25 protein-coding genes are annotated in these 24,436 nt (G+C 52.4%); 24 read left to right on the forward strand and 1 reads right to left on the reverse strand.

The annotated features are described in order from the left end of the window. Positions 1-7: 7 nt before the first annotated feature. The 16 genes from H8K43_RS05095 to H8K43_RS05170 all read left to right on the forward strand — a co-directional run bounded on the left by H8K43_RS05095 (position 8) and on the right by H8K43_RS05170 (position 17,002). Positions 8-562 (forward strand): outer membrane protein assembly factor BamE, encoded by a 555-nt coding sequence (locus tag H8K43_RS05095; protein WP_186902831.1) that lies wholly within the window; start codon positions 8-10, stop codon positions 560-562. A gap of 100 nt (positions 563-662) precedes the next feature. Further along, positions 663-1,469: a 4-hydroxy-tetrahydrodipicolinate reductase gene (gene dapB, locus H8K43_RS05100; protein ID WP_186903030.1), complete on the forward strand. Its 807-nt coding sequence runs from the start codon at positions 663-665 to the stop codon at positions 1,467-1,469. Between the two features lie 51 nt (positions 1,470-1,520). After that, positions 1,521-2,192, forward strand: a complete 672-nt coding sequence (locus H8K43_RS05105; protein WP_329604480.1) for a MotA/TolQ/ExbB proton channel family protein — start codon at positions 1,521-1,523, stop codon at positions 2,190-2,192. Next, entirely contained in the window at positions 2,189-2,632 is a 444-nt protein-coding gene (locus H8K43_RS05110; RefSeq protein ID WP_186902832.1) for an ExbD/TolR family protein, read from the forward strand. Before H8K43_RS05105 ends, H8K43_RS05110 begins: the two co-directional genes overlap by 4 nt. Before the next feature lie 160 nt (positions 2,633-2,792). Then, positions 2,793-5,429 (forward strand): leucine--tRNA ligase, encoded by a 2,637-nt coding sequence (gene leuS, locus H8K43_RS05115; RefSeq protein ID WP_186902833.1) that lies wholly within the window; start codon positions 2,793-2,795, stop codon positions 5,427-5,429. Positions 5,430-5,546: 117 nt separating this feature from the next. Continuing rightward, entirely contained in the window at positions 5,547-6,032 is a 486-nt protein-coding gene (locus tag H8K43_RS05120; RefSeq protein WP_186902834.1) for an LPS-assembly lipoprotein LptE, read from the forward strand. Positions 6,033-6,062: 30 nt separating this feature from the next. Then, complete coding sequence (gene holA, locus H8K43_RS05125) at positions 6,063-7,082, forward strand: DNA polymerase III subunit delta (RefSeq protein ID WP_186902835.1); 1,020 nt, start codon at positions 6,063-6,065, stop codon at positions 7,080-7,082. Between the two features lie 124 nt (positions 7,083-7,206). Continuing rightward, positions 7,207-8,475 carry a glutamate-5-semialdehyde dehydrogenase gene (locus H8K43_RS05130; RefSeq protein ID WP_186902836.1) on the forward strand — a complete coding sequence of 423 codons (1,269 nt, stop codon included), beginning with the start codon at positions 7,207-7,209 and terminating at the stop codon, positions 8,473-8,475. Positions 8,476-8,514: 39 nt separating this feature from the next. Next, positions 8,515-8,937, forward strand: coding sequence for a CopD family protein (locus H8K43_RS05135; RefSeq protein ID WP_186902837.1), 423 nt, complete (start codon positions 8,515-8,517; stop codon positions 8,935-8,937). Between the two features lie 86 nt (positions 8,938-9,023). Beyond that, positions 9,024-10,235, forward strand: coding sequence for a THUMP domain-containing class I SAM-dependent RNA methyltransferase (locus tag H8K43_RS05140; protein WP_408057840.1), 1,212 nt, complete (start codon positions 9,024-9,026; stop codon positions 10,233-10,235). A gap of 265 nt (positions 10,236-10,500) precedes the next feature. Beyond that, positions 10,501-11,979 carry an NAD-dependent succinate-semialdehyde dehydrogenase gene (locus H8K43_RS05145; protein WP_186903032.1) on the forward strand — a complete coding sequence of 493 codons (1,479 nt, stop codon included), beginning with the start codon at positions 10,501-10,503 and terminating at the stop codon, positions 11,977-11,979. A gap of 80 nt (positions 11,980-12,059) precedes the next feature. Continuing rightward, positions 12,060-13,262, forward strand: a complete 1,203-nt coding sequence (locus H8K43_RS05150; protein WP_186902838.1) for a multidrug effflux MFS transporter — start codon at positions 12,060-12,062, stop codon at positions 13,260-13,262. A gap of 380 nt (positions 13,263-13,642) precedes the next feature. Then, positions 13,643-14,659, forward strand: a complete 1,017-nt coding sequence (locus tag H8K43_RS05155; RefSeq protein ID WP_186902839.1) for a porin — start codon at positions 13,643-13,645, stop codon at positions 14,657-14,659. A 148-nt stretch (positions 14,660-14,807) separates the two neighbouring features. Then, positions 14,808-15,245: a hypothetical protein gene (locus H8K43_RS05160; protein WP_186902840.1), complete on the forward strand. Its 438-nt coding sequence runs from the start codon at positions 14,808-14,810 to the stop codon at positions 15,243-15,245. A 21-nt stretch (positions 15,246-15,266) separates the two neighbouring features. Further along, positions 15,267-16,232: a homoserine kinase gene (locus H8K43_RS05165; RefSeq protein ID WP_186902841.1), complete on the forward strand. Its 966-nt coding sequence runs from the start codon at positions 15,267-15,269 to the stop codon at positions 16,230-16,232. Between the two features lie 5 nt (positions 16,233-16,237). After that, positions 16,238-17,002 (forward strand): BPSS1780 family membrane protein, encoded by a 765-nt coding sequence (locus tag H8K43_RS05170; RefSeq protein WP_186902842.1) that lies wholly within the window; start codon positions 16,238-16,240, stop codon positions 17,000-17,002. Here the strand turns inward: H8K43_RS05170 and H8K43_RS05175 are convergent. Continuing rightward, the gene (locus H8K43_RS05175; protein ID WP_186902843.1) at positions 16,993-17,448 is read right to left on the reverse strand and encodes an OsmC family protein; all 456 of its coding nucleotides are present in this window, start codon (positions 17,446-17,448) and stop codon (positions 16,993-16,995) included. The genes H8K43_RS05170 and H8K43_RS05175 overlap by 10 nt on opposite strands. Before the next feature lie 452 nt (positions 17,449-17,900). Between H8K43_RS05175 and rplM the strand changes: the two genes are divergently transcribed. The 8 genes from rplM to glcE all read left to right on the forward strand — a co-directional run bounded on the left by rplM (position 17,901) and on the right by glcE (position 24,436). Further along, positions 17,901-18,329, forward strand: a complete 429-nt coding sequence (rplM, locus tag H8K43_RS05180) for a 50S ribosomal protein L13 (protein ID WP_162020409.1) — start codon at positions 17,901-17,903, stop codon at positions 18,327-18,329. Positions 18,330-18,338: 9 nt separating this feature from the next. Further along, positions 18,339-18,731 carry a 30S ribosomal protein S9 gene (rpsI, locus tag H8K43_RS05185; RefSeq protein ID WP_162020410.1) on the forward strand — a complete coding sequence of 131 codons (393 nt, stop codon included), beginning with the start codon at positions 18,339-18,341 and terminating at the stop codon, positions 18,729-18,731. Positions 18,732-18,873: 142 nt separating this feature from the next. After that, positions 18,874-19,911: an N-acetyl-gamma-glutamyl-phosphate reductase gene (gene argC, locus H8K43_RS05190; protein WP_186902844.1), complete on the forward strand. Its 1,038-nt coding sequence runs from the start codon at positions 18,874-18,876 to the stop codon at positions 19,909-19,911. 2 nt (positions 19,912-19,913) lie between these two features. After that, on the forward strand, positions 19,914-20,645 hold the full coding sequence (locus H8K43_RS05195) for a DUF6776 family protein (RefSeq protein WP_186902845.1): 732 nt from the start codon (positions 19,914-19,916) through the stop codon (positions 20,643-20,645). Positions 20,646-20,712: 67 nt separating this feature from the next. After that, on the forward strand, positions 20,713-21,102 hold the full coding sequence (locus H8K43_RS05200) for a bactofilin family protein (RefSeq protein ID WP_186902846.1): 390 nt from the start codon (positions 20,713-20,715) through the stop codon (positions 21,100-21,102). Between the two features lie 50 nt (positions 21,103-21,152). Further along, complete coding sequence (gene erpA, locus H8K43_RS05205) at positions 21,153-21,503, forward strand: iron-sulfur cluster insertion protein ErpA (RefSeq protein ID WP_162020414.1); 351 nt, start codon at positions 21,153-21,155, stop codon at positions 21,501-21,503. 350 nt (positions 21,504-21,853) lie between these two features. Beyond that, positions 21,854-23,341: an FAD-linked oxidase C-terminal domain-containing protein gene (locus H8K43_RS05210; protein ID WP_186902847.1), complete on the forward strand. Its 1,488-nt coding sequence runs from the start codon at positions 21,854-21,856 to the stop codon at positions 23,339-23,341. 18 nt (positions 23,342-23,359) lie between these two features. Then, a complete protein-coding gene (gene glcE, locus H8K43_RS05215) occupies positions 23,360-24,436 on the forward strand; it encodes a glycolate oxidase subunit GlcE (protein WP_186902848.1) in 1,077 nt (358 codons plus the stop codon).

Genomic DNA, 24,436 nt, shown 5'->3' on the forward strand with positions numbered 1-24,436 from the left:
TATGCGAATGTTGTTTTCAGAATCCATCCCAGTCCATGCTGGCCGGTTCGCAGCGATATTATTGCTGACAGCCTTAAGCGCCTGCGCATCGAAGACGCCTTTGCTGGCGGATGATGCAAATAAAGCAGACGCTGCAGCGACTGCCAGCTCCGGCACCCAGGTGTATGCGCCTACTGGTGCTAAAAAGTTTTTAGGCTATATCTCGCCGTATCGCATTACTGTGCAGCAGGGTAATTTTATTTCTCAGGAAATGATGTCCCAAATTAAAGAGGGCATGAATCGTGAGCAGGTGCGCACAGTGCTCGGCACCGCCTTGTTGACCGATATGTTTCATGAGGATCGCTGGGATTATCCTTTCAATCTGACCAAGCCGAATGGTGAGCGGATTGTGAGCCGCGTTACGATCCATTTTAAAAATAATCTGGTATCGAAATTCGAAGGCGGTAATTTGCCGAACGAGAAAGAATATCTGGCCCGCATTACCGAGTCCGCACTCACTGGTAATCGCGTTGAATCAGTGACTGATCTGGACGGTACACCTAAGAAAAAAGATAAAAAATAACGACCCGGAAGAGACAACACTGAGCAATACCGGGTAATAAGGATGGCGTGAAACGTGTCGCGTCATCCGCAAGAATGACAGCATGACTGAAGAAGAAATTATGAGCGAAATCAAAGTTGCAGTTGCCGGTGCTTCCGGTCGTATGGGGAAAATGCTGGTTGAGGCGATTGCTGATGCAGGCGATATGCGGCTGGCAGGCGCGCTGGACGTGGCTGCTTCCCCGGCGCTGGGTACGGATGCGGGAATCTCACTGGGCAAACCATCCGGCGTGCTGATTTCCAGTGATTTTGCTGAAGGCTTGAAAGATGCCGCTTTCCTCATCGACTTCACTCGCCCTGAAGGTACGCTGCAACATCTGGAATACTGCGCCGCGCATGGTATCAAGATGGTCATCGGTACCACGGGCTTCGACGAAGCAGGTAAAGCCGCGATTGCAGAAGCTGCTAAGAAGACAGCCATCGTGTTTGCGCCCAATATGAGTGTGGGCGTGAATGTGACCCTGAAGTTGCTGGAAATGGCAGCCAAGAGTTTTTCGCACGGCTACGATATTGAAATCGTTGAAGCGCATCACCGTCACAAGGTCGATGCGCCTTCAGGCACAGCATTGAAAATGGGCGAAGTCATCGCCGATACCTTAGGCCGTGACCTCAATGAAGTCGGCGTATTTGCGCGCGAAGGCGTCACAGGTGAGCGCGATCCGTCTTCGATTGGCTTTGCGACTATCCGTGGCGGCGATATCGTGGGTGACCATACCGTGCTGTTTGCCGGCATCGGTGAAAGAGTGGAAATTTCCCACAAATCGTCCAGCCGTGTGACTTATGCGCATGGCAGTTTGCGTGCGGTACGCTTCCTGCAGGATAAGCAGACTGGCTTGTTCGATATGTATGACGTGCTGGGTTTGCGTTAAATCCCTGGCCTGATTTGAAACCCTGAGGCGTTTTCAGACTGAAAGCGAAGGATGATGAGTCAGACTATTGCGCAATACTGGCAACAGGCAGACAGCTTTGCCCAGGCGCTGGCGCTGCTGCTGTTGCTCATGTCTTTAATTAGCTGGACCATCATACTGGCGAAGGCCTGGCAACTCGGCAGTTTGTCGCGCAATGCCCGCAGTGTTGTGGCATTCTGGACAGCACCGGATTTGCAGGCTGGCTGCCAGTTGCTGCAAGTGGCGGGGCGCCGCTCTCCTTATCTGTTTCTGGCCTCAGCATTGCCAACTTTGCTTGAACATCCTGCGCAGCATCTGGGACGGCCTGCTGCGCTCAGCGATCGCCTGAGCGCTACCTTGCGCCAAGCCTTGCAGGTACAAACCCGAGTGCTGGAGTCCGGGCTCACAGTCTTAGCCTCAATTGCATCCAGTGCGCCATTTGTTGGCTTACTGGGTACGGTGTGGGGCATCCATCAGGCACTCTTGAAAATCGCAGACAGCGGTGCGGTGCAAATTGATCAACTGGCCGGTCCGGTCGGTGAAACCCTGATCATGACGGCATTTGGCTTAGTCGTTGCGATTCCTGCCTTACTGGCCTATAACGCGCTGGGACGCCAGCTACGACTGCATCTGGCACAGCTCGATGGTTTTGCCCACGACTTGCACGCGCATTTCAGTGCGCCGCAGGCTGCAGACCAGGTATGAGCATAGGGCGCTTCAGTCAAACCGGCTCGTCCAATCAGGACGGCAGCTCTGCGCTGGCAGACATCAATGTCACGCCTATGGTCGACGTGATGCTGGTCTTGCTGGTCATTTTCATCATGGCAGCGCCGCTGATGCTGCCTGCGGTTCAACTGGAATTGCCCGCTACTCAGGCTCGTACGGCACCCGCTCCCGCTGTGACTGTGCAAATCGCGATTGCGGCTGACCAAAGCCTGTACTGGGGCGGCAGCCGGATTTCTGCTGAAGATTTATCCGGGCGCCTGCAGATCCAGGCCAGACAGTCACCGCAAACCGTAATCAGCCTGCAGGCGGATAAGGCCACTCCCTATGAACAACTGGCAAAAGTCATGGCGGCAGCCCAGGCTGCAGGCCTGAACCAGATCAGCTTTGTGACTGACAGCATCCAGCCTGCGCGGCCCTGAGTCTCCTTATCCGCCAGACAGTTAGCGTAGATTTCAGCGTGCAGTTCGGCTGACACGCTGGCGGGCAGGCGCAATTTTGCGTCAGTCACGACCGAAGCAGTTATAATCAAAGGTTCTGTTTATTTCCGCACCTATTTCCGCACCTACTTCCGGCCACGCCATGCAAGAAAAATACATCCCATCCGACGTCGAACAAGCGGCGCAAACTCATTGGAAAAACACGAATGCCTATCAGGCGGTGGAGAATGATCCACGTTTCCCCAAGGGGAAATACTATGCCTGTTCTATGCTGCCTTACCCTTCCGGCAAGCTGCATATGGGCCATGTGCGTAATTACACCATCAATGACATGCTGGCACGCCAGTTGCGCATGAAGGGCTATAACGTGCTGATGCCTATGGGTTGGGATGCGTTTGGTCTGCCAGCGGAAAATGCAGCGATTGCCTATAAAAAATCGCCGGCCGAGTGGACTTACGCCAATATCGAAGACATGAAATCCCAGATGCAACCTCTGGGTCTGGCTTTCGACTGGAGCCGTGAAGTCGCCACCTGCGATCCGCAATACTATCGCTGGAACCAGTGGCTGTTCCTGAAAATGCTGGAAAAAGGCATCGCTTACAAAAAGACCCAGGTGGTGAACTGGGATCCGATTGATCAGACGGTACTCGCCAATGAACAGGTGATCGATGGCCGCGGCTGGCGCTCCGGCGCTTTGGTGGAAAAGCGTGAAATTCCAGGTTACTACTTCGGCATTACTCAATATGCTGATGAATTATTGAATAGCATAGATACGCTCGATGGCTGGCCGGAACAAGTGCGTACCATGCAGCGTAACTGGATAGGCAAGAGCGAAGGCGTACGTTTCGCGTTCACGCATACTATCCGCGATGCGGACGGTGCTTTGGTACAAGACGGCAAAATGTTTGTGTTCACCACCCGTCCTGACACCATCATGGGCGTGACTTTCTGCGCAGTAGCGGCCGAGCATCCGCTTGCTACGCTGGCGGCAAAAAACAATCCTGCACTGGCCAGCTTCATCGAAGAATGCAAGGCAGGCGGCACCACCGAAGCGGAAATGGCAACCAAGGAAAAAGAAGGTCTGCCTACCGGTTTGTTTGTGACGCATCCTTTGACTGGCCAACAGGTTGAAGTCTGGGTCGGTAACTATGTGTTGATGACTTATGGCGACGGCGCTGTGATGGGCGTACCTGCACATGATGAGCGCGATTTTGCGTTTGCTAAAAAATACCAGATCGCGATTCAGCAAGTGGTGCAGGTTGCTGGTGAAGAATTCACGACTGATGCCTGGGCCGAATGGTATGGCGATAAGCAAAAAGGCCTGACCGTTAATTCGGGCAAGTACGATGGCCTGAGCTACAAGGCGGCGGTAGATGCGGTTGCGGCTGATTTGGCAGCCAAAGGTTTGGGCGAAAAGAAAACTACCTGGCGTTTACGTGACTGGGGTATCTCCCGTCAGCGTTACTGGGGTACGCCTATCCCTATCATTCATTGCGATAGCTGTGGTGATGTACCGGTTCCTTACCAAGATTTGCCTGTGGTATTGCCGACGGATTGTATTCCTGACGGTTCCGGCAATCCGCTTAAAACCCGTGCCGACTTCCTGCATGTCGATTGCCCAAAATGCGGCAAACCGGCGCAGCGCGAAACCGATACCATGGATACCTTTGTCGATTCCAGCTGGTACTTCATGCGCTATACCTGCCCGGATGCGACCGATATGGTGGATGCACGCAATGACTACTGGATGGCGATGGATCAGTACATCGGTGGCGTAGAGCATGCGGTACTGCATTTGCTGTATGCGCGCTTCTGGACTAAGGCCATGCGTGATCTGGGTCTGGTCAGCATAGCCGAGCCATTTAAAAATCTGTTCACGCAGGGCATGCTGCTCAATGAGTCCTTCTATCGTGAAGAGGCGAATGGTAAGAAGACCTGGTTCTACCCGAACGAAATCGAAGTGCAGCACGATGACAAAGGTCGTCCAGTTGCCGCCATCCTGAAAAGCGATGGTCAGCCGGTGCAGATGGGTGGCATAGAAAAAATGTCCAAGTCTAAGAACAACGTGGTCGAGCCTAAGGACATCATTTCTCAGTTCGGTGCTGACACGGCACGTCTGTTCACCATGTTTGCCGGTCCACCGGATCAGAGTGCGGCCTGGAGCAACAGCGGTGTTGAAGGCGCGTCGCGTTATCTGCGTCGTCTGTGGGCCTCGGCACTGAAGTTATCGGACACGATAGCCGCCGGTGCAGTGGCTGCGACCAGCGCGCCAGCCTTTGCCGCCGATGTGAAGGTGCTGCGACGCGAAGTCCATCTGACTCTGAAGCAGATCGATGCTGACTATGACCGTCTGCAATACAACACGGTTGTTTCCGGCGCGATGAAACTACTCAACACGATAGAGTCGTTCAAATCGGAAGCAGAAGGCTATCAGTTCGCATTGCGTGAAGCCTTCGGCATCTTGCTGCGTGCCTTGTATCCGGTATGCCCACATGTCACGCATGCTTTGTGGCAGGAGCTTGGTCTGGTGGCTGAACATGGCGAACTCATCGATGCGCCGTGGCCGACGGTGGATGAAGCCGCTTTGGTGCAGGATGAAATCGAGCTGGTGGTGCAGGTCAATGGCAAACTGCGTGGCAGCATCAAGGTCGCTAAGGATGCCGATAAAGCGACGATAGAAGCGACTGCGCTGGCTTCGGAAGCAGTGCAACGCTTCCTCGAAGGCGCACCGAAGAAAATCATCGTAGTCCCTGGCAAACTGGTCAATATTGTTGCCTGAGGCGCGAGCCTGAACGCCAACCAGGCTGCGGTCTCCAGTATCAGGCCGCAGCAGTTTATCTAGCTTATGTTGTTTATTTCCGGAGTGCGTCACATGCGAATTGGTCTGAGTTCAGTTATGAAAAAACTGCTGCTGTTGCAGCTGGTTTTTATCCTGAGCGCATGTGGCTTCGCCTTGCGTGGCCCTGTCAGTTTCCCGTTTTCCAGCCTGTATATTGCCTTGCCTGATGCCTCGCCTTTAGGGGGGGAGTTAAAGCGCCAGATTCGTGCCAATGGAAAAACAGAAATCCTGAGCGCGCCGGATAAGGCCCAGGTGATACTGGAAGTGATGGGCGAAAGCAGGGAAAAGCAAATCCTGTCGCTGAATAGTCAGGGCCGGGTGCGCGAATACAATTTGTTATACACCTTCAGCTTCCGACTGCGCAGCCCCGATGGGCGTGAGTATCTGGCGCCAGCCAGCATGCAGTTCAAGCGTACCGTGACGTTTAATGAATCACAGGTGCTGGCCAAAGAGGCAGAAGATGCCTTGTTGTACCGCGATATGCAGACTGATCTGGTGCAGCAGATTATGCGCCGTTTGTCGGTCGTGAAATTAGATCAGTAAGCGCCTCTCAGCGCAGGCTACGGAAAATTTATGCAGTTACGCTACGACGCTCTCGAAACGCATTTAGCCAAGTCACTGGCACCGCTTTACGTAGTGACCAGTGATGAGCATCTGCTGGCGCTGGAAGCTGCAGATAAAATCCGTCGCGCGGCAAAGGCGCAGGGTTTTTATGAGCGTGAAATTCTGAGCGTGGAGCGTAGCTTTAAATGGGGTGCGCTGCTTGCCGCGAACCAGTCGCAATCCCTGTTCGGTGATAAAAAACTCATCGATTTGCGTATTCCTTCCGGCAAGCCGGGCAAGGATGGTGCTCAGGCTTTGCAGGAATATGTGGCCAATCTTTCGCCCGATAATCTGACGCTGATTACCTTGCCTAAGCTGGATTGGGCCAGTCAAAAAGCAGCCTGGGTGACCAGTTTGCAGCAGGCTGCGGTGTATATCGACATTCCGCTGGTCGAACGTTCCCATTTGCCGGGCTGGATACAGCAGCGCCTGGGACAGCAACAGCAGAGTGCCGATCGCCAGAGTCTGGAGTTTATCGCGGACCGGGTCGAAGGCAATCTGCTCGCGGCACATCAGGAAATCCAAAAGCTGGGTTTGCTGCATCCGCCGGGCAAGCTGAGTTTTGAGCAAATCCACGATGCGGTCTTAAATGTGGCACGCTATGATGTGTTCAAACTCAATGAAGCTATGCTGACTGGTGATGTGGCGCGGCTGGTCAGAATGCTCAACGGGCTTAAAGGTGAGGGCGAAGCTTTACCACTGGTATTGTGGGCCATGGCGGAAGAAATCCGTACTCTGCTGAAGCTGAAAACCGGTATGAGTCAGGGGCGTCCGCTGTCAGCCTTATTAAAAGAATTCAGGATCTGGGGACCAAGAGAAAAACTCATGGACCCGGCACTGCGTCGCGTGACTCTGCAGACCTTGCAGATAGCGCTGCAGGAAGCATCACAAGTCGATAAGATGGTGAAAGGTCTGCGCAGTAAAGCATTTGCAGGCGATGCCTGGGATGCGCTATTACAATTAGGACTCAGAGTCGCGCGCGCAGCGTGAAGCCGAACAGGCTGCACCGCAGCCGCCAGAGCATTTGCCTCAGCGCTGAGCCAGACATGATTAACCAGTTCGGATGCACAGGCATCCGCCAATTCCGGGAGAGCGCAGCAGGCTCTCAAAAACTATGAGCGATATCAAGCAATATATGAATGGGCTGGGCCAGCGGGCACGTGCTGCATCGCGCGCCATGGCCAAAGCTGACAGTGCGGCAAAAAATCAGGCTTTAAAACTGATTGCTGCAGCGATACGGCGTGACGCTGCCATTTTGCGCGCTGCCAATGAGCAGGATCTGGCTGCTGCACGTGCCAATGGCATGGATGCGGCGATGCTGGATCGCCTGACTTTATCTGATCAGGCTATCACGACGATGGCAACTGGCCTGGAACAAATGATTGCCTTGCCAGATCCGGTCGGTGAAATCTCTGACATGAAATTCCGCCCCAGCGGTATCCAGGTCGGCAAAATGCGTGTGCCGCTCGGGGTGATCGGCATTATTTATGAAGCCCGTCCGAACGTCACGGTGGATGCGGCCGGTCTGTGCATCAAGAGTGGCAATGCGACCATATTGCGCGGCGGTTCGGAAGCGATAAACTGCAACCGCGCACTCGCGGGCCTGGTCATGGAAGGCTTATCCGGCGCCGGTTTGCCAGCCGATGCGGTGCAAATTGTGGAGACCACGGATCGCGCTGCAGTCGGCGAGCTGATCACCATGCCGCAGTACGTCGATGTGATCGTGCCACGCGGCGGCAAAAGCCTGATCGCACGCCTGATGCAGGAAGCAACCGTACCGATGATTAAGCACCTGGACGGAAACTGCCACGTGTATATCGATGATAAGGCTGACCAGCAGAAAGCACTGGACGTCGCATTCAACGCGAAATGCCACCGCTATGGTACCTGCAACACCATGGAAACTCTGTTGGTGGCAGAGGGTATCGCAGCGCAAATATTGCCTGCGTTGGCGCAGCGTTACCAGACTAAACAGGTGGAACTACGCTGTGATGCGGCTTCCGAGGCCATTTTGGCTGATTACCCATATCTGGTGCGGGCAAGCGAAGAAGACTGGAGTACCGAATATCTGGCTCCGGTGCTGGCAGTGAAAGTGGTGCCTGAGATGGATGCAGCGATTGCCCATATCAACCACTATTCGTCCAAACACACAGAGGCGATCGTGACCGAAGACTATAGTCGTGCCATGCGCTTTTTGCGTGAAGTGGATTCGGCTTCGGTGATGGTCAACGCATCGACCCGTTTCGCCGATGGTTTTGAATATGGTTTAGGTGCAGAAATAGGTATCTCCAATGATAAGCTGCATGCGCGTGGGCCGGTAGGACTGGAAGGTCTTACCTCGCTCAAGTACATCGTGTTTGGTCATGGTGAGGTGCGTCAGTAAAATCGCTTCTCAGTCTGTCCTCATTTTTTGAAAGTCCGTATGCTCTGGATTAAAGCTTTTCATATACTGTTTGTGATCTCCTGGTTTGCCGGGCTGTTTTATTTGCCGCGTATCCTGGTCAACCTCGCTATGGAAAATGATGCGACCAGTACGGAACGTTTGTTACTGATGGCACGTAAGCTCTACCGTTTCATGACGATACTCGCGGTTCCGGCGCTGGCTTTGGGGCTGTATCTGTGGCTGGTCATCGGTATAGGGCGCGGTCCTGGCAATGGCTGGATGCATGCCAAACTCTTGTGTGTCGTGCTGTTGCTGGGCTATCACCATGCCTGCGGCAGCTTGCTGAAAAAATTTGAACAGGGCAAAAACACGCGCAGCCACGTCTGGTTCCGCTGGTTTAACGAAGTACCTGTACTGTTGTTGTTAGTTGTATTAATTCTGGTGGTGGTAAAACCGTTCTGAGAAGACCATCACCTTCTCCTGGCGCTTATTTTTGCTTTTATTTTTGCGCTCGTACTTGTGTTTATTTAACGGATAAAAGGTTCCCCATGACACGTTACTCTTATTTTTGTCCATGCCCGCGCGGCATGGAAATTGCGCTGGCTGAAGAGCTGGCTGAAATCGCGGCAATGGATAAAACCATGGCTGTCCACAATCAGGTGCCGGGCGGCGTGCATTGCTCTGGCAGCCTGCAGGATGGCTGGCGTATCAACCTGCATTCGCGCATCGCTTCGCGCGTATTGATGCGCATGGGGCATTCCAGCTATGCCAATGAAAACGATATTTACGATCTGGTGCTGGAACAGCCATGGGAAGACTGGTTCGGCTATCACCACACCATACGGGTGGATGTGACTGCAGTGAAGTCGCCGCTCAAGAGTCTGGAATTCACGACGCTGAAAATCAAGGATGCGATCTGCGACCGTTTCCGCGATCAGTTCACCCAGCGTCCATCTGTGAATACCCGTAATCCTGATATGCGCATCGTCGGTTTTCTGGATGCGAGAAATTTTACGATTTACCTGGATTTGTCTGGCGAGCCTTTGTTCAAACGCGGCTGGCGTCTGGAAACCGGTGATGCACCTCTGCGTGAAAATCTGGCGGCGGGTTTGCTGCGTACCGCAGGCTGGAAACCAGGTACGCCGCTGTTCGACCCTATGTGTGGCTCCGGCACTATCCTGATCGAGGCAGCGCAGATACTGGCTGGCATACCACCAGGCCTGAAGCGTGAATTTGCATTCGAAAAATTCCATCAGTTTGACCAGGATGCCTGGAATGCGATCAAGGCGCAGGCCAAGCCGCATCCTTTACCGGCTGAGCCAACTTTGTTCGGCAGCGATATTTCCGGCGACATGGTGGTCATGACGCGCAATAATCTGAATAAAGCCGGTATCCGTTTTGAAGTGCCGCTCAAGCAGATCGAGGCGCAGGAAATCAAAGCGCCGACCACCCAACCAGGCATATTGCTGACCAATCCGCCTTACGGTGAGCGTATCGGTGTGCGTGGTGACAGCAATCTGGAATCGGATGAACTGGCCAGAGAATTTTTCAGCGCGTTCAGCGCCACGCTGAAACAGCGCTTTGCCGGCTGGAGTGTGTTTTTGTTTACCGCCGATCTGAGCGTGCCAAAACTGCTGCGCCTGAAAGAAGCACGCAAAACGCCGTTTTTCAATGGTGCGCTGGAATGTCGCTTGTTCCGCTTCGATATGGTGGCAGGCTTCAACCGGCGTGAAGAGGCTAAGCCTAAAGCGCAGGATTGAATGCTTCAGGTTTGAATCTGCAATAGTATGAAGGAAACAGCCGGCTCTCTGCAGAACTGGCTGTTTTGCTTTAGGCTCTCGGCTTTACATTCGAAATCCGGCTGGCCAGATGCGTCAGATGAGTCAGGCAAGTCACAAATAGGACTTACGCAAAATTGTCCCTGCAAGGCATGGCGACGCAGGCAGTACGCATAGTACGACAAGGAGCCATAACGCTGCAGGGGCGGTTTTTCGTAAGTCCTGACAAAATAAGAAAGGGATGAATATGCAGCACGCAGCACAGACTTTAGCTTTGCAGGACCCCGCATTATTGAAGGAGTCCGCCTATATCAATGGCGCATGGCACGATAGCGCAGACCGCTTTGACGTTGTTAACCCATCCAATGGCAGCTTGCTGGCACAGGTCAGCAATCTGGATAGCGATGACGCAGAGCGCGCGATTCAGGCAGCACAGACGGCGTTTGGCCCCTGGTCGGCAAAGACAGGTAAGGAACGCGCGCAACTGATGCGGCGCTGGTTTGATCTGATGATCGCGCATGCCGATGATCTGGCGCGCATCATGACAGCGGAGCAGGGCAAACCCCTGGCTGAAGCCAAGGGCGAGGTGATCTATGGTGCCAGTTTTATAGAGTGGTTTGGCGAAGAAGCGAAACGGGTTGCTGGTGATGTGCTGAGCACGACTGCAGCGGATAAACGCATGCTGGTCTTACGCCAGCCCATAGGCGTATGCGCGGCCATCACGCCCTGGAATTTCCCGATTGCGATGATTACCCGCAAAGTTGCTCCGGCCATTGCGGCTGGCTGCACTATCGTGATCAAGCCAGCTGAACAGACTCCGTTGTCCGCATTGGCATTGGCGGAGCTGGCGCATCGCGCGGGTATTCCCGCTGGCGTAGTCAATGTCTTGACTGCAGACGGCGCACGTTCCGTAGCGATAGGAAAGCGCCTGTGCGAAAGCACGGTAGTCCGGCATTTGTCGTTCACAGGGTCTACGCCGGTTGGCCGCATCCTGATGCAGCAATCTGCGCCTACGATTAAAAAACTGGCGCTGGAACTCGGTGGTCATGCCCCTTTCATCGTCTTTGAGGACGCGGATCTGGATGCGGCGGTAGAGGGCGCATTGCAATCAAAGTATCGCAATGCCGGACAGACTTGCGTCTGCACGAATCGCTTTTATGTCCATCGTTCGCTGTATCAGGAATTCGTTGCGAAACTGGTGGCTGGCGCGCGCAAAATCCAGGTCGGTGACGGCTTTGCGGCTGGCGTGCAGCAGGGGCCGATGATCGATGCGCAGGCGATTGCCAAAGTACAGGAACATGTCAGCGATGCGCTCAGCAAAGGTGCGCAACTGTGTGCGGGCGGTCAGCAACATGCAGCTGGCGCCTTATTTTTCGAACCCACGGTATTGGCAAATGTCACAGACGACATGCTGGTCATGCAAGAAGAAACTTTTGGCCCGGTTGCAGCCGTCATGCCTTTTGATACCGAGGAGCAGGTAATCGCCGCTGCCAATGCGACCGATTTTGGTCTTGCTTCTTACTTTTATTCACGTGATATCGCACGCGTCTGGCGGGTGGCAGAAAAACTCGAATACGGTATGGTCGGCATCAATACCGGTCTCATGTCTAACGAGGTGGCTCCGTTCGGTGGCGTGAAGCAGTCGGGTCTGGGACGCGAAGGTTCCCGTTACGGGATGGATGAATATTTGGAAATGAAATACCTGTGTATGGGGCAGATGCAATAGTGCTCTTCACTTGAGCCTGCTTAGGATCTGTTAACAAAGACAGGCTCAGACCTTGTTTAAGCCAAAAAAAGAAAGAATTTATGCGTTCCTCGACGCCTATGAACAGCACCGCGCTGGCCTGTATTCTGGCTGCGCTGGCGATGCTGGGGCCTTTTGCGATTGACACTTATTTGCCGGCGTTTCCGGCTATTCAACAAAGCCTGCAGGCGCATACGCTGGAAGTGCAGCAGACGCTGACCGCTTACATGCTGTCGTTCGCGGTGATGACCTTATGGCATGGTGCTTTGTCTGATTCCTTCGGTCGCCGCAATGTAATCCTGATTGCCTTGTCGGTATTTGCTGTTGCCAGTTTTGGATGCGCTTCAGCACACAATATTCATTATTTATGGGGATTCAGGATACTCCAGGGCGTGTCGGCCGGTGCCGGTATGGTGGTGGGGCGCGCGATTATTCGCGACTTGTATGAAGGGCCTGAGGCTGAAAAGTTATTGTCACTGGTGACCATGATTTTTTCTATCGCGCCTGCAATTGCCCCCATTTTAGGTGGCTGGCTGGTCGGAATTTGGGGGTGGCGTGCTATCTTTTTGTTGTTATTTGGCTACACTGTTGTGCTGTGGATTGCATGTTATCGCTGGCTGCCAGAATCTTTAACAATTGATAAGAGACAAGCTTTTAGTGCAGATTTTTTGTGGTCCAGTTACCGCCAGGTATTTCGCTCCAGGTTGTTTTATCTGAAGGCGGGCACGATAGCGTTTAATTTTGCCGGTTTGTTTTTGTATATCTCTGCAGCGCCTGCGTTTATTACTCAGCACCTGAAACTGGGTGCCGACCAGTTTGGCTGGCAATTTGTACCTACCGTCGGCGGTATCTTTCTCGGCGCTCTGGCGGCCAATCGTATGGCCGGTAAATTGACGGTCTGGGTCCAGGTAAATGCTGGCTTTTGCTTTTTAATAGGAGCAGCATTCACTAATGTCGTTTATCACGCGCTGTTTGCTCCTCAGTTGTTCTGGTCTGTGATGCCCTTATTTTTTTATGCTTTTGGCATGTCTTTGGTGGCGCCGGGTGCAACTTTATTGGTATTGGACCTGTTTCCGGAAATTCGTGGCGTAGTGGCATCTTGCCAGTCTGCCAGCGTCACTTTTGTCAGTGCGCTCATAGCGGGCCTGGTTGCACCAGCACTTGATCATGCCGTATTTTCACTGGCCTTGGGACAGCTCACATGCTGCGTGATCGCGGCCAGTCTGTGGTATTCAGGCAGGCGTTTTTCACGTTCACACATGTAAACCAAACAAGACCTTGCAGCGTTAACTTCATGCTCAAAAACAATTTTTTGGCGGGGTCTTGAAATCTAGGTGATTTCCCTTATATGCATGGTGCTGTGCAGCATCCGCAAAAATTGCCTATAATGTGGCCTTAAGTCGTGAATAGATGCTAATTTGATGTGAACTTATCAGTGTCTGTCATGTCTTTATATTGCAACGCTTTGTAGTGCCTTGTTGTGAATTTGTTCGATTTCATCAAAGCGTCATTTTGTGCAGGTAAGGTGTCGCTTGTCATTGAATCAATCTTGGTTCAAGGCTGTAAAGAACCTGCAATCTGTTTTTTGCTGTGCCTGGCTCTTTGGTGTCAGCAAAAATTAACATTCATTTTTGGATACTAGACAATGAAAAAATCATTCCTCGCACTCGCTCTGATGGGTGCTTTCTCTGGCGCAGCTTTTGCTCAATCTTCCGTAACTATCTACGGCGTAGCTGACGTTGGCGTTCAAGGTGTTAGCGCTGGTGCTGGTAAAAAAGCGATGGTAACTAGCGGCCAACAAGGCGGTTCCCGTCTGGGTTTCAAAGGCACTGAAGATCTGGGTGGTGGTCTGAAAGCTAACTTCGTTCTGGAACAAGGCGTTAAGATCGATGATGGTTCTTCTGATCAAGGTGGCCGTACATTCGGTCGTACAACTCTGGTTGGCCTGTCTGGCGATTTCGGTTCTGTGAACCTGGGTCGTGACAAGACTACAACTCTGAAATTCTTCGACAAGTACGATCCGTTTGGTTCCGCACTGGTTAACAACGGTAACGGTACACGTGCTCTGTATTTCGTAGCTGGCAAAACAGCACAAGATACAAACGGCCGCGTTAGCAATGCGATTTTCTACAACACTCCAGATCTGAGTGGTTTCACAGCATCCGCTTCTTACGGCGCTGGCGAAGCAGCTGGTGACAACTCTGCAAACCGTTCTGTTGGCCTGACAGCTGGTTACAAAGTTGACGCGCTGGAAGTTGGCTACAACTACGCAAAAGACAATGTTGTTGGCAATGCTGTTTCTGCAAACACAGTTGCTGCTGCTTACGACTTCGGCGTAGCTAAGCCAGTTTTCCTGTTCCAAAAACAGAAAGACGACAAAGGTATGGATCGTAAGATCTACACTCTGGCTGTTAGCGCACCTGTAACTGCAACTGGCAAAGTATTGGCTGGTTTCACTAAAGTGTCTGACTCTGCAGTAGCTAAAGACGTTAAACAGTTCTCCCTGGGCTATGTCCACGGTCTGTCTAAGCGTACTGACCTGTATGCAGCATACGCATACGCTAAACAAGATGCTAAAGCTGACCTGGTTAGCGCAGCATTCGGTGGCGTTGCTGGCTCCAAAGTTCACGAACTGACAGCTGGCGTTCAACACCGCTTCTAATCTTTACGGGCTTAGCCTGTATTGATTTGAAAAGAGCAGCTCAGGCTGCTCTTTTTTATTGGAATTCAGCTAAATACCTGGCGTAATCAGGCACTGCGCCGTGCTGTTTGTTACAATGAAAGAATTCCGGCTTCACCGAAAGACCATCATGAAAAACGCTCTCCTGCCCATCGCCGCAGTGATTTTCGCTGCCCAGCTTGCTACACCTGTGTGCGCCCAAATGCCAGCTAAAGCTGAGGTGCCACCGCCACCGAAAATGGAAAAACTGGAAGAGGGGCCAACTGAAAAGAATTTATCTGTCGGTAAGCCTGAGCAAAAAAATAAAGTTGTCGAAAAAAAGAATAATGCAGGCAAAGTCACTGAAGTCGAAGTGAAGTCTGGCAAAAGCAGTTACACCCTGAAAGCAGACCCTCAGGCGGGTAATGCTCAGCCTGGTACCGTACAAGGTCAGGGTAATCGTGCTGCCCAATGGACACTCCTGGAGTTCGGCGGAAAAAAAGAAGCCAAAGAAGCGCCGGAACCCTTACCCGTCTTACCGCCAGCTCCGGGCAAGCCAGCCCCCGCCAGCGCAGCAGCAAAAAAATAACATCGTTGATAAGAAAAGAGTATGGCAGTTTTTACCCCCGTTTCTCTGGAAGATCTGAGTTCTTGGATAGATCAGTTCCCATTAGGCAAAGTCAGTGCAGTGAAGGGCATCTCTTCAGGCATAGAAAACAGTAATTTCTTTATCACCACTGAAGCAGGGGAGTATGTACTGACCATTTTCGAGAACCTGAATTTTGAGCAACTGCCTTTTTACCTGAAACTGATGCGTCACCTGGCGGATCACGGGGTATTGGTTCCTGCGCCGGTTGCCAACCGCGATGGAGAACTGGTTGTGCCCTTGCACGGTAAGCCAGCTGCGATAGTCAGTAAGCTGGAGGGAAGTTCCCAAATGCAGCCACAGGCTGTACATTGCGCTGCCGTGGGTCAAATGCTGGCGAAAATGCATTTAGCTGGTACCAGCTTCCCTTTGTTTCAAAAAAATCTGCGCGCCTCAGACTGGTGGCATCTGACCGTACCTAAGGTCTTGCCTTTCATCAGCGATGATTTGCAACACTTACTGCGTGCAGAAATCCACTTCCAGGATGCCTTTGAGGCTAGCGCCATCTATAAAGCCTTGCCACGCGGCCCTGTACATGCCGATTTGTTCCGTAATAATGTGATGTTCTCAGGTGAGCAACTCACCGGTTTTTTTGATTTTTATTTTGCAGGCTGTGACACCTGGTTGTTCGATGTGGCAGTGACGGTCAATGACTGGTGTATAGACCTTGCCACCGGCACGTTGGATAACGCACGGGTCATTGCTATGCTGAGCGCCTATCACGCAGTCCGGCCGTTCACCCCGGAAGAAAGTAGTGCATGGCAGCCGCTGTTGCGTGCTGCGGCCTTGCGTTTCTGGCTCTCCCGTTTGTACGATTTCTATCAGCCACGGGATGCAGAAATGCTCACGCCGCATGATCCGGCACACTTTGAACGCATCTTGCGCCTGCGCGAATCCCAACCTGTTCCACCTTTGCCTGTTAATTCATGAATGCGATGCCTGCCTTGACCGGATGGTCGTGGGTGAAGCGCGGCTTTGCCTATTTCAAACAACAGCCAGCAGAAATGTTGAGCCTGTTTTTTGCCTATATGTTTTGTTTGCTGTTGGCAGGAATTATTCCCTTGCTCGGCGTAGTGCTGCCATTTTTGCTGATGCCGGTTTTCTCTATGGGGTTCATGCAGGCTTGTCAGGATATTGATCTGAAGAAGAAAGTCACGCTGCCAGTGTTGTTCAGCGGTTTTCGTGCCAAGCGCTGGCCTGCATTGATTAATCTGGGCGTCTTGTTTTTACTGGCAATGACGATCGCGGTTGCTGCGTCTAAGCTCGTTGGCAATGCAGAATTATTCACGGTGCTGACCAGCACTGAACCACCCGACCCGAAAACGGTGGACGCGGGTAATCTGATGCAGGGTATGCTGGTGATGGGACTGGTCTTTATGCCTGCATTAATGGCATTCTGGTACGCCGGCCCTTTAATTTTTTGGCAGAAAATGTCGGTTGCTAAGGCCTTATTTTTCAGCTTTTTATCAGTGAAGCGTGCCTGGCGCGTTTTCCTGGTGTATTGCCTGTGCTGGTTGTTGCTGGCTGGTCTGTTGCCGGCCTTGATAATGGAAGTGCTGGTCGCGATTGCCGGACAGGAAGCGATGCTGCTGCTGTTCATGCTTCCTGTGCTGTCCGTGCTGACCACGATACGCTATTGCTCGTTTTACCCAAGCTACACCGATGTGTTCGGTGTGCCGGACGTGGAAACTCAGGCCTGAACGTCGTGCTCTGAAGGCAATTCACTGTCTTCGATAATTTCAAAGCTATGTGTCATGCTGGCCGTTTTTTCCAGCATGATTGATGCGGAGCAATATTTTTCGTGAGAGAGTTTGATGGCGCGCTCGACCGTAGCAGGCTTCAGATTGCGGCCACGCACCACGAAGTGGAAATTGATTTTCGTGAACACCTTAGGCTCGGTTTCTGCACGTTCAGCACTCAATTTGAGGTCGCAACCACGTACATCTTGCTTACTCTTCCTCAAAATCAGCACCACATCATAAGCCGTGCATCCACCGGTGCCCAGCAACAGCATTTCCATCGGCCTCGGTGCCAGATTGCGGCCACCACCTTCCGGCGCGCCATCCATCAGTACGGCGTGACCAGAGCCTGTTTCTGCTAAAAAAGACATACCGGATGTTCCTGTCCAGCGTACCGTTGCTTCCATATTCTTTCCTTCTTGTTGAGTGACTTGCATCACAGTGTAGCCCAGAGCGGGCAGGGCTTACAATCCTGAGTCCTGCTTCCGACTGTATCCCGTGTATTTAGAGGGAATCTTCGCATAAATCCGGGAAATTTTCTTGCACTGCACAATTTCTTCACCTATTATTGACTCATCGGTTAGTTATTCTTCTTGAGCAGCTAACCACGCTTTGTCTCCTCCACCTACTCCTTTGGTGGATTCCACCCGAAGCCTGGTCTTCGGGTATTTTTTTGCCTGTCAGCCTTGCATGCGCAAAAAATCTGCCTAAATTTTAAACATTTCTTGCCTTAAGTCTTTGAAAGGCTTTATAATTTTCGATTCTCGATTTGCCCATGCGAGAAATGAACAAGGGAGAGTCTGCCGGAGCAAAGGCAGAACCACCGCAACAGGGCGTATTTAACTATTTAGGATTCAACATGAAAACCTTTTCCGCTAAGGGCCATGAGGTTCAGCGCGACTGGTTCGTGATTGACGCGACAGATAAAGTACTCGGACGTGTTGCCAGCGAAGTGGCACTCCGTTTGCGCGGCAAACATAAACCAGAATTTACACCACACGTAGACACAGGCGATTTTATCGTTGTTGTTAACGCAGCTAAACTGCGCGTGACTGGTACTAAAGCTCTGAACAAAACATACTACCGCCACACTGGTTACCCAGGCGGTATCTATGAAACAAACTTCACGAAAATGCAACAGCGTTTTCCAGGTCGTGCACTCGAGAAAGCTGTTAAAGGCATGTTGCCTAAAGGCCCACTCGGCTATGCAATGATCAAGAAGCTGAAAGTTTATGCAGATGCAACACATCCGCACGCTGCTCAGCAACCACAAGTACTCGACATCTAAGGATTAGCCATGATCGGTAATTACAACTACGGTACTGGCCGTCGCAAGAGCGCAGTTGCTCGTGTATTCCTGAAATCTGGCAGCGGCAAGATCGTTGTCAACGGCAAACCAGCGAGCGAATACTTCTCTCGTGAAACTGGCCTGATGGTTATCCGTCAACCACTGGAACTGACTAATAATCTCGAAACTTTCGATATTATGGTTAACGTTCACGGCGGCGGCGAATCCGGCCAATCCGGTGCAGTTCGTCACGGTATCACTCGTGCGCTGATCGACTACGATGCAACTTTGAAATCTGAATTGTCCAAAGCTGGCTTCGTTACTCGTGACGCTCGTGAAGTTGAACGTAAAAAAGTTGGTCTGCGCAAAGCACGTCGCGCAAAACAATTCTCCAAGCGTTAATTTTTTTATCGCTGGAAACAAAAAGCCGCCTGTTTGGGCGGCTTTTTTGCTTTTCCGGTGCTCGGCCTCGCGCAGCAATATCAGCGTGGTCAGGATCGCATCTGCTGTTAAAATAACGGAAAATTTCTTGCAAGGAACGTTCATGATTAAAGTTGGTATTGTCGGTGGCACCGGATATACGGGTGTCGAGTTATTACGTATTTTGTCCACCCATCCCGAAGTCGAGCTGACCGCGATCACATCGCGCAAAGAAGATGGCTTACCGGTGGCTGATATGTATCCCTCCCTGCGTGGCAAGGTCGGTATAGCGTTTTCTTCGCCTGATAAAGCCAGGCTGACCGATTGCGACGTCGTTTTCTTTGCCACGCCACACGGTGTGGCCATGGCGCAGGCACCGGAATTGCTGGCTGCGGGTGTCAAAGTGATTGATCTGGCGGCGGATTTCCGTTTGCAGGACGTAGCCCAGTTTGAAAAATGGTATGGCATTCCACATACCTGCCAGGATGTATTGAAGGAGGCTGTATATGGCTTGCCTGAGCTGAACCGCGATGCCATCAAAGCGGCACGTGTGATTGGAAATCCCGGCTGTTATCCGACCACCATGCAGCTCGGTTTTGCGCCTTTGCTCAAAGCAGGTGTGATTGATGCGGGCAGCCTGATTGCCGATTGCAAGTCCGGTGTCTCGGGCGCCGGTCGCAAAGCGGAAATCGGCATCCTGTTCTCAGAAGCGAGCGACACATTCAAAGCCTATGGCGTATCCGGACATCGTCACACACCGGAAACTACAGAGCAGCTGCAACGTCTGAGCGCTGAACCGGTCGAGCTCTTATTTACACCGCATCTGGTACCGATGATACGTGGCATGCACTCAACTTTGTATGCAAAACTGAAGACGGATATCAGTAATGAAGCCTTGCAGGCCTTGTTTGAAGATGCTTATAAAGATGAAGAGTTTGTCGATGTGATGCCATTTGGCTCGCATCCTGAAACCCGCTCCACACGTGCTTCGAATATGCTGCGCCTGGCTTTACACCGTCCCGGCAATGGCAAGACGTTGGTGATTCTGGTGGTGCAGGATAATCTGGTCAAAGGCGCATCCGGTCAGGCTGTGCAGTGTATGAATCTGATGTTTGGCCTGGCGGAAAACACAGGTCTGCAGCACGTTCCGGTCATGCCATAAGTATGGCCAAGCGTCCTTTGCGTCATCATCCGCTGTTGTCTGCAAAACTGACGGTACGCCAGGAGCAACCCTGGCATACCAGGTTCGCTTTGCTTGCATTGGTGTCGGTGCTTGTTCTTGGCGCGCTGTACGGCGCTTATGTCATGGGTAAACGCAGCGTCAGTGCAGTGGGGCAGGGTGGCGTCAGTATCCTGGAATTACAAGAGCAGATCAGTGAGTTGACCTCTGAGCGCGATCAGTTGCGCAAACAGACCAATACCATAGACAGTAAGCTCAACATTGATCGCTCTATGCAAAAAGAGCTGATGGATCAGGTTAAGACACTGACCGCCGATAATCAAAAGCTGAAAGACGATCTGGCTTTTTTTGAAAGCTTTATGCAGGCAGGTACTGGGCCGGATGGCGTGGCAGTACAAAACCTGAAGGCTGAGCTGGTAGCGCCGGGGCAGTTGCGTTATCGCGCCTTGTTAGTGCAGGGCGTGAAAAAAAGCAGCGAGTTTTCCGGTGAAATGCAATTGACCCTGAATTTGGTACAGGCCGGTAAACCTGTTACGATGCTGTTCCCTGATCCTAAATCCGGCGAAGCTGCTAAGCTTAAATTGTCGTTTAAGCACTATCAGCGTATGGAAGGCGTCATACCGCTACCTGAGGATGCAACGGTAAAATCGGTTCAGGTGAAAGTGCTGGAGCGCGGACAGCAACGTGCTCAACAGACGATCAATGTAACCACTTGAATCAGCATGCTCTGACCGCTTGTTCGGTGCACAGGCGCTGCTCTGATTTTCTGAAGAAGGGATGCTCATGTTTAATCGCAAAGCAAAAAATACTATAGACAGCCTGATAGGCTCGACCACACGCATCGCCGGTGACCTGCATTTCAAAGGTGGGCTGCGCATAGATGGACATATCAGCGGCAATGTGATCGCCGAATCGGATGCTGCCAGTATGCTGATTATTTCTGAGCAGGCGGTGATTGAGGGTGAAGTGCGTGCCTCGCATGTGGTTGTGAATGGTGTCATCAACGGGCCGGTATTTTCCAGCGATTTGCTGGAGTTGCAGCCTAAGGCAAGGATTTCCGGAGATGTGCATTACAAGACACTGGAAATGATGAGTGGTGCACTGGTGTCCGGCAAGCTCACGCATGACGTGGTGCAGGAACCGGTGTTGAAGCTGGCGGCATCCGCTGCATAGATCTGCACTCAGGTCTATAATGGAACAATCTTAGATACAAGGAGCAAGAAATGAACGCCGTTGCAGAAATGCCAGCACCAATTATTTTCACCGACAGCGCTGCTGCCAAAGTAGCGCAACTGATAGAAGAAGAAGGTAATCCAGACCTGAAACTGCGTGTATTCGTACAAGGCGGTGGCTGCTCTGGTTTCCAGTATGGCTTCACTTTCGATGAAATCACCAATGAAGACGACACCACCATGACAAAAAATGGTGTGCAGTTGCTCATCGATTCCATGAGCTACCAGTATCTGGTCGGTGCCGAAATCGACTATAAAGACGATCTCGAAGGCGCGCAGTTTGTGATTAAAAATCCGAATGCATCCACCACTTGTGGTTGCGGATCTTCATTCTCCGTGTAAGCACGCTGAATGCAAAAACTGAATGCAAAAAACAAAGGACGCTGCGGCGTCCTTTTTTTATGCCTTGAAAACAATTCAGCGGCAGCCGTTGAAACTATTCATCCCAAAGCCTGTAAAGCTGATTACACTGAGACTCATTAGGACTTTCGCAAAACCGCCCCAACTGCGTTATGGCTCCTTGTCGCACTATGCGTACTGCCTGCGTCGCCAAGCCTTGTTGGAACAATTTTGCGTAAGTCCTCACCATGTAACTCAGGGCGCTGTGACTGCTGTGTTTGCGCGCTGGCAGGCTTGCAGCCTTTGCCTGAGTAAGAACTCATGTTGAATACGCCGATAACAAAGAGGTGAATATGCAGCAGACCGAGCAGGGACCGATGATAAGGCAAAGGCAGCGTGAACTGGTGCAGGCCTTATTACAGATATTACCTAAGCATTCCATCCTGCATCATGAAGAGGATACCCGCCCCTATGAATGCGATGGCCTGACTGCCTATCGTCAATTGCCTATGGTGGTTTGTCTGCCTGAAGATGAAGCACAGGTAAAGGCAGTGCTGCGTATTTGTTCCCGATTGCAAATCCCTATCGTACCGCGTGGTGCGGGTACAGGCTTATCGGGTGGTGCTACGCCTATCGCCGACGGGCTGGTGTTATCCACTGCCAAACTGAACCGCATAGTGCATATCGATGCGCTGGCGCGGACTGCGCGGGTGCAGCCCGGTGTGCGTAACCTGGCAATTTCTGAAGCCGTTGCCGGGCATGGCTTGTATTACGCGCCTGATCCTTCGTCACAGATAGCCTGCACCATAGGCGGCAATGTGGCAGAAAACTCGGGCGGTGTGCATTGCCTGAAATACGGACTGACGGTACACAATGTGTTGCGGGTCCGTGTCGTGCTGATGGATGGTGAGGTAGTTGAGCTAGGCAGCGAAGCGCTGGACGCGCCAGGGCTGGAGCTGTTATCGGTCTTCATCGGCTCTGAGGGGATGCTGGGTATCGTGACCGAAGTGACGGTCAGACTGGTGCCGAAACCGCAAGTCGCGAAAGTCATCATGGCCTCGTTTAACGACGTGGTCACGGGTGGCAATGCTGTGGCAGAAGTGATCGCGGCTGGCATTATTCCGGCCGGACTGGAAATGATGGACAAGACTTCCTCTCGCATGGTGGAACCCTTTGTTCATGCGGGTTACGACACGGATGCCGAGGCCATACTGCTGTGCGAATCAGATGGTACTGCAGCTGAAGTGGAAGAGGAAATCGCACGCATGACTGCGGTATTGCAGCAAGCCGGTGCCAGCGCGATTGCGGTATCGCAGACCGAGGCTGAGCGTTTGCGCTTTTGGTCTGGCCGTAAAAATGCCTTTCCCGCAGCAGGCAGAATCTCGCCCGATTATTACTGCATGGATGGCACGATTCCACGCAAACGCCTGGCTGAAGTGCTGACCGGGATCGCCACGATGGAGCAGAAATATGGCCTGCGCTGTGCCAATGTATTTCATGCCGGTGATGGCAATCTGCATCCGCTGATCATGTTTGATGCGAATCAGGAAGGCGAATTTTTCCGCGCCGAGGCCTTCGGTGCGGAAATTCTGGAATTGTGCGTTGCTGTCGGTGGCACCATCACCGGCGAGCATGGTGTGGGTATAGAAAAAATCAATTCCATGTGCGTACAGTTCACGGAAACTGAGTTAAACGCTTTCTTTGCCGTTAAAAAGGCATTCGATACCGCTGGCTTACTCAATCCGGATAAGGCGATTCCTACCCTGCACCGCTGTGCGGAATACGGACGCATGCACGTCAGGAAAGGGCAACTGAAGTTCCCGGACTTACCCCGTTTTTAATGAAAGGCCAGTCTAGGCATGAGTGCAAAGAATAATCCCGTCCTCAATGATTTACGTGAACAGGTGCTGGCGGCCGCTGCACAGGCGCAGCCACTACACATACAAGGGGGCGGCAGCAAAGCCTGGTATGGACGGCAGAGCAGCGGGCAATTGCTGGATACCCGTGCTTACCGCGGTATTCTGTCTTATGAACCGACCGAGCTGGTGATCACCGCCTGCGCCGGTACTCCTTTGCGTGAGATTGAGGCTGTATTAGCGGAGCAGCAGCAAATGCTGGCTTGTGAAGTGCCACATTTTTCAGAACACGCTACCTTCGGCGGCATGCTGGCAGCGGGTCTGGCGGGTCCACGTCGTCCCTATGCCGGTGCTGTGAAGGATTTTGTGCTGGGTACAGCGCTGATGGATGGGCGTGGCCAGATTGCGGAATTTGGTGGTCAGGTCATGAAGAACGTCGCTGGCTATGATGTGTCGCGCATGCTGGCGGGTTCTTTGGGTACGCTGGGCCTGATCCTGCATGCCTCGGTCAAAGTATTACCCAGGCCAGTGGCAGAAACCACGCTGGTATTTGCACTATCCGAAGCCGATGCACTGCGCAAAATGAATACCTGGGCCGGACAACCCTTACCCATTTCAGCGACTTGCTGGTACGTCGGGCGTTTGCTGGTACGTCTGTCAGGTGCGCAGGCCGCGGTCGATGCAGCGCGCCACAGCATGGGCGGAGAAGAGATTAGCGATGCCAGCAACTGGTGGCAGGCATTGCGGGAGCAGACGCAGGACTATTTTTCCCAGGAAGAGGCGCATGTTTTATGGCGCTTGTCCTTGCCACCGACGACGCCCGCTTTGCCTTTGACCGGTAAATCCTTGATCGAATGGGGCGGCGCGCAGCGTTGGCTGTACAGCGATGAAAGTCCAGAGCGTATTCGGACACTGGCAAGGGAAGCGGGCGGACATGCGAGTATTTTCCGTGGCGGCGACCGTCAGGCCGAGGTGTTCGCTCCTTTATCTGCGCCTTTGCTGCGCATACACCAGCATTTGAAACAAGCATTTGACCCCGCAGGAATCTTCAATCCTGGCCGTATGTACAAGGATATCTGA

The sequence above is a fragment of the Cognatundibacterium curvum genome (assembly GCF_014284235.1).
Classification (GTDB): domain Bacteria; phylum Pseudomonadota; class Gammaproteobacteria; order Burkholderiales; family Burkholderiaceae_D; genus Undibacterium; species Undibacterium curvum.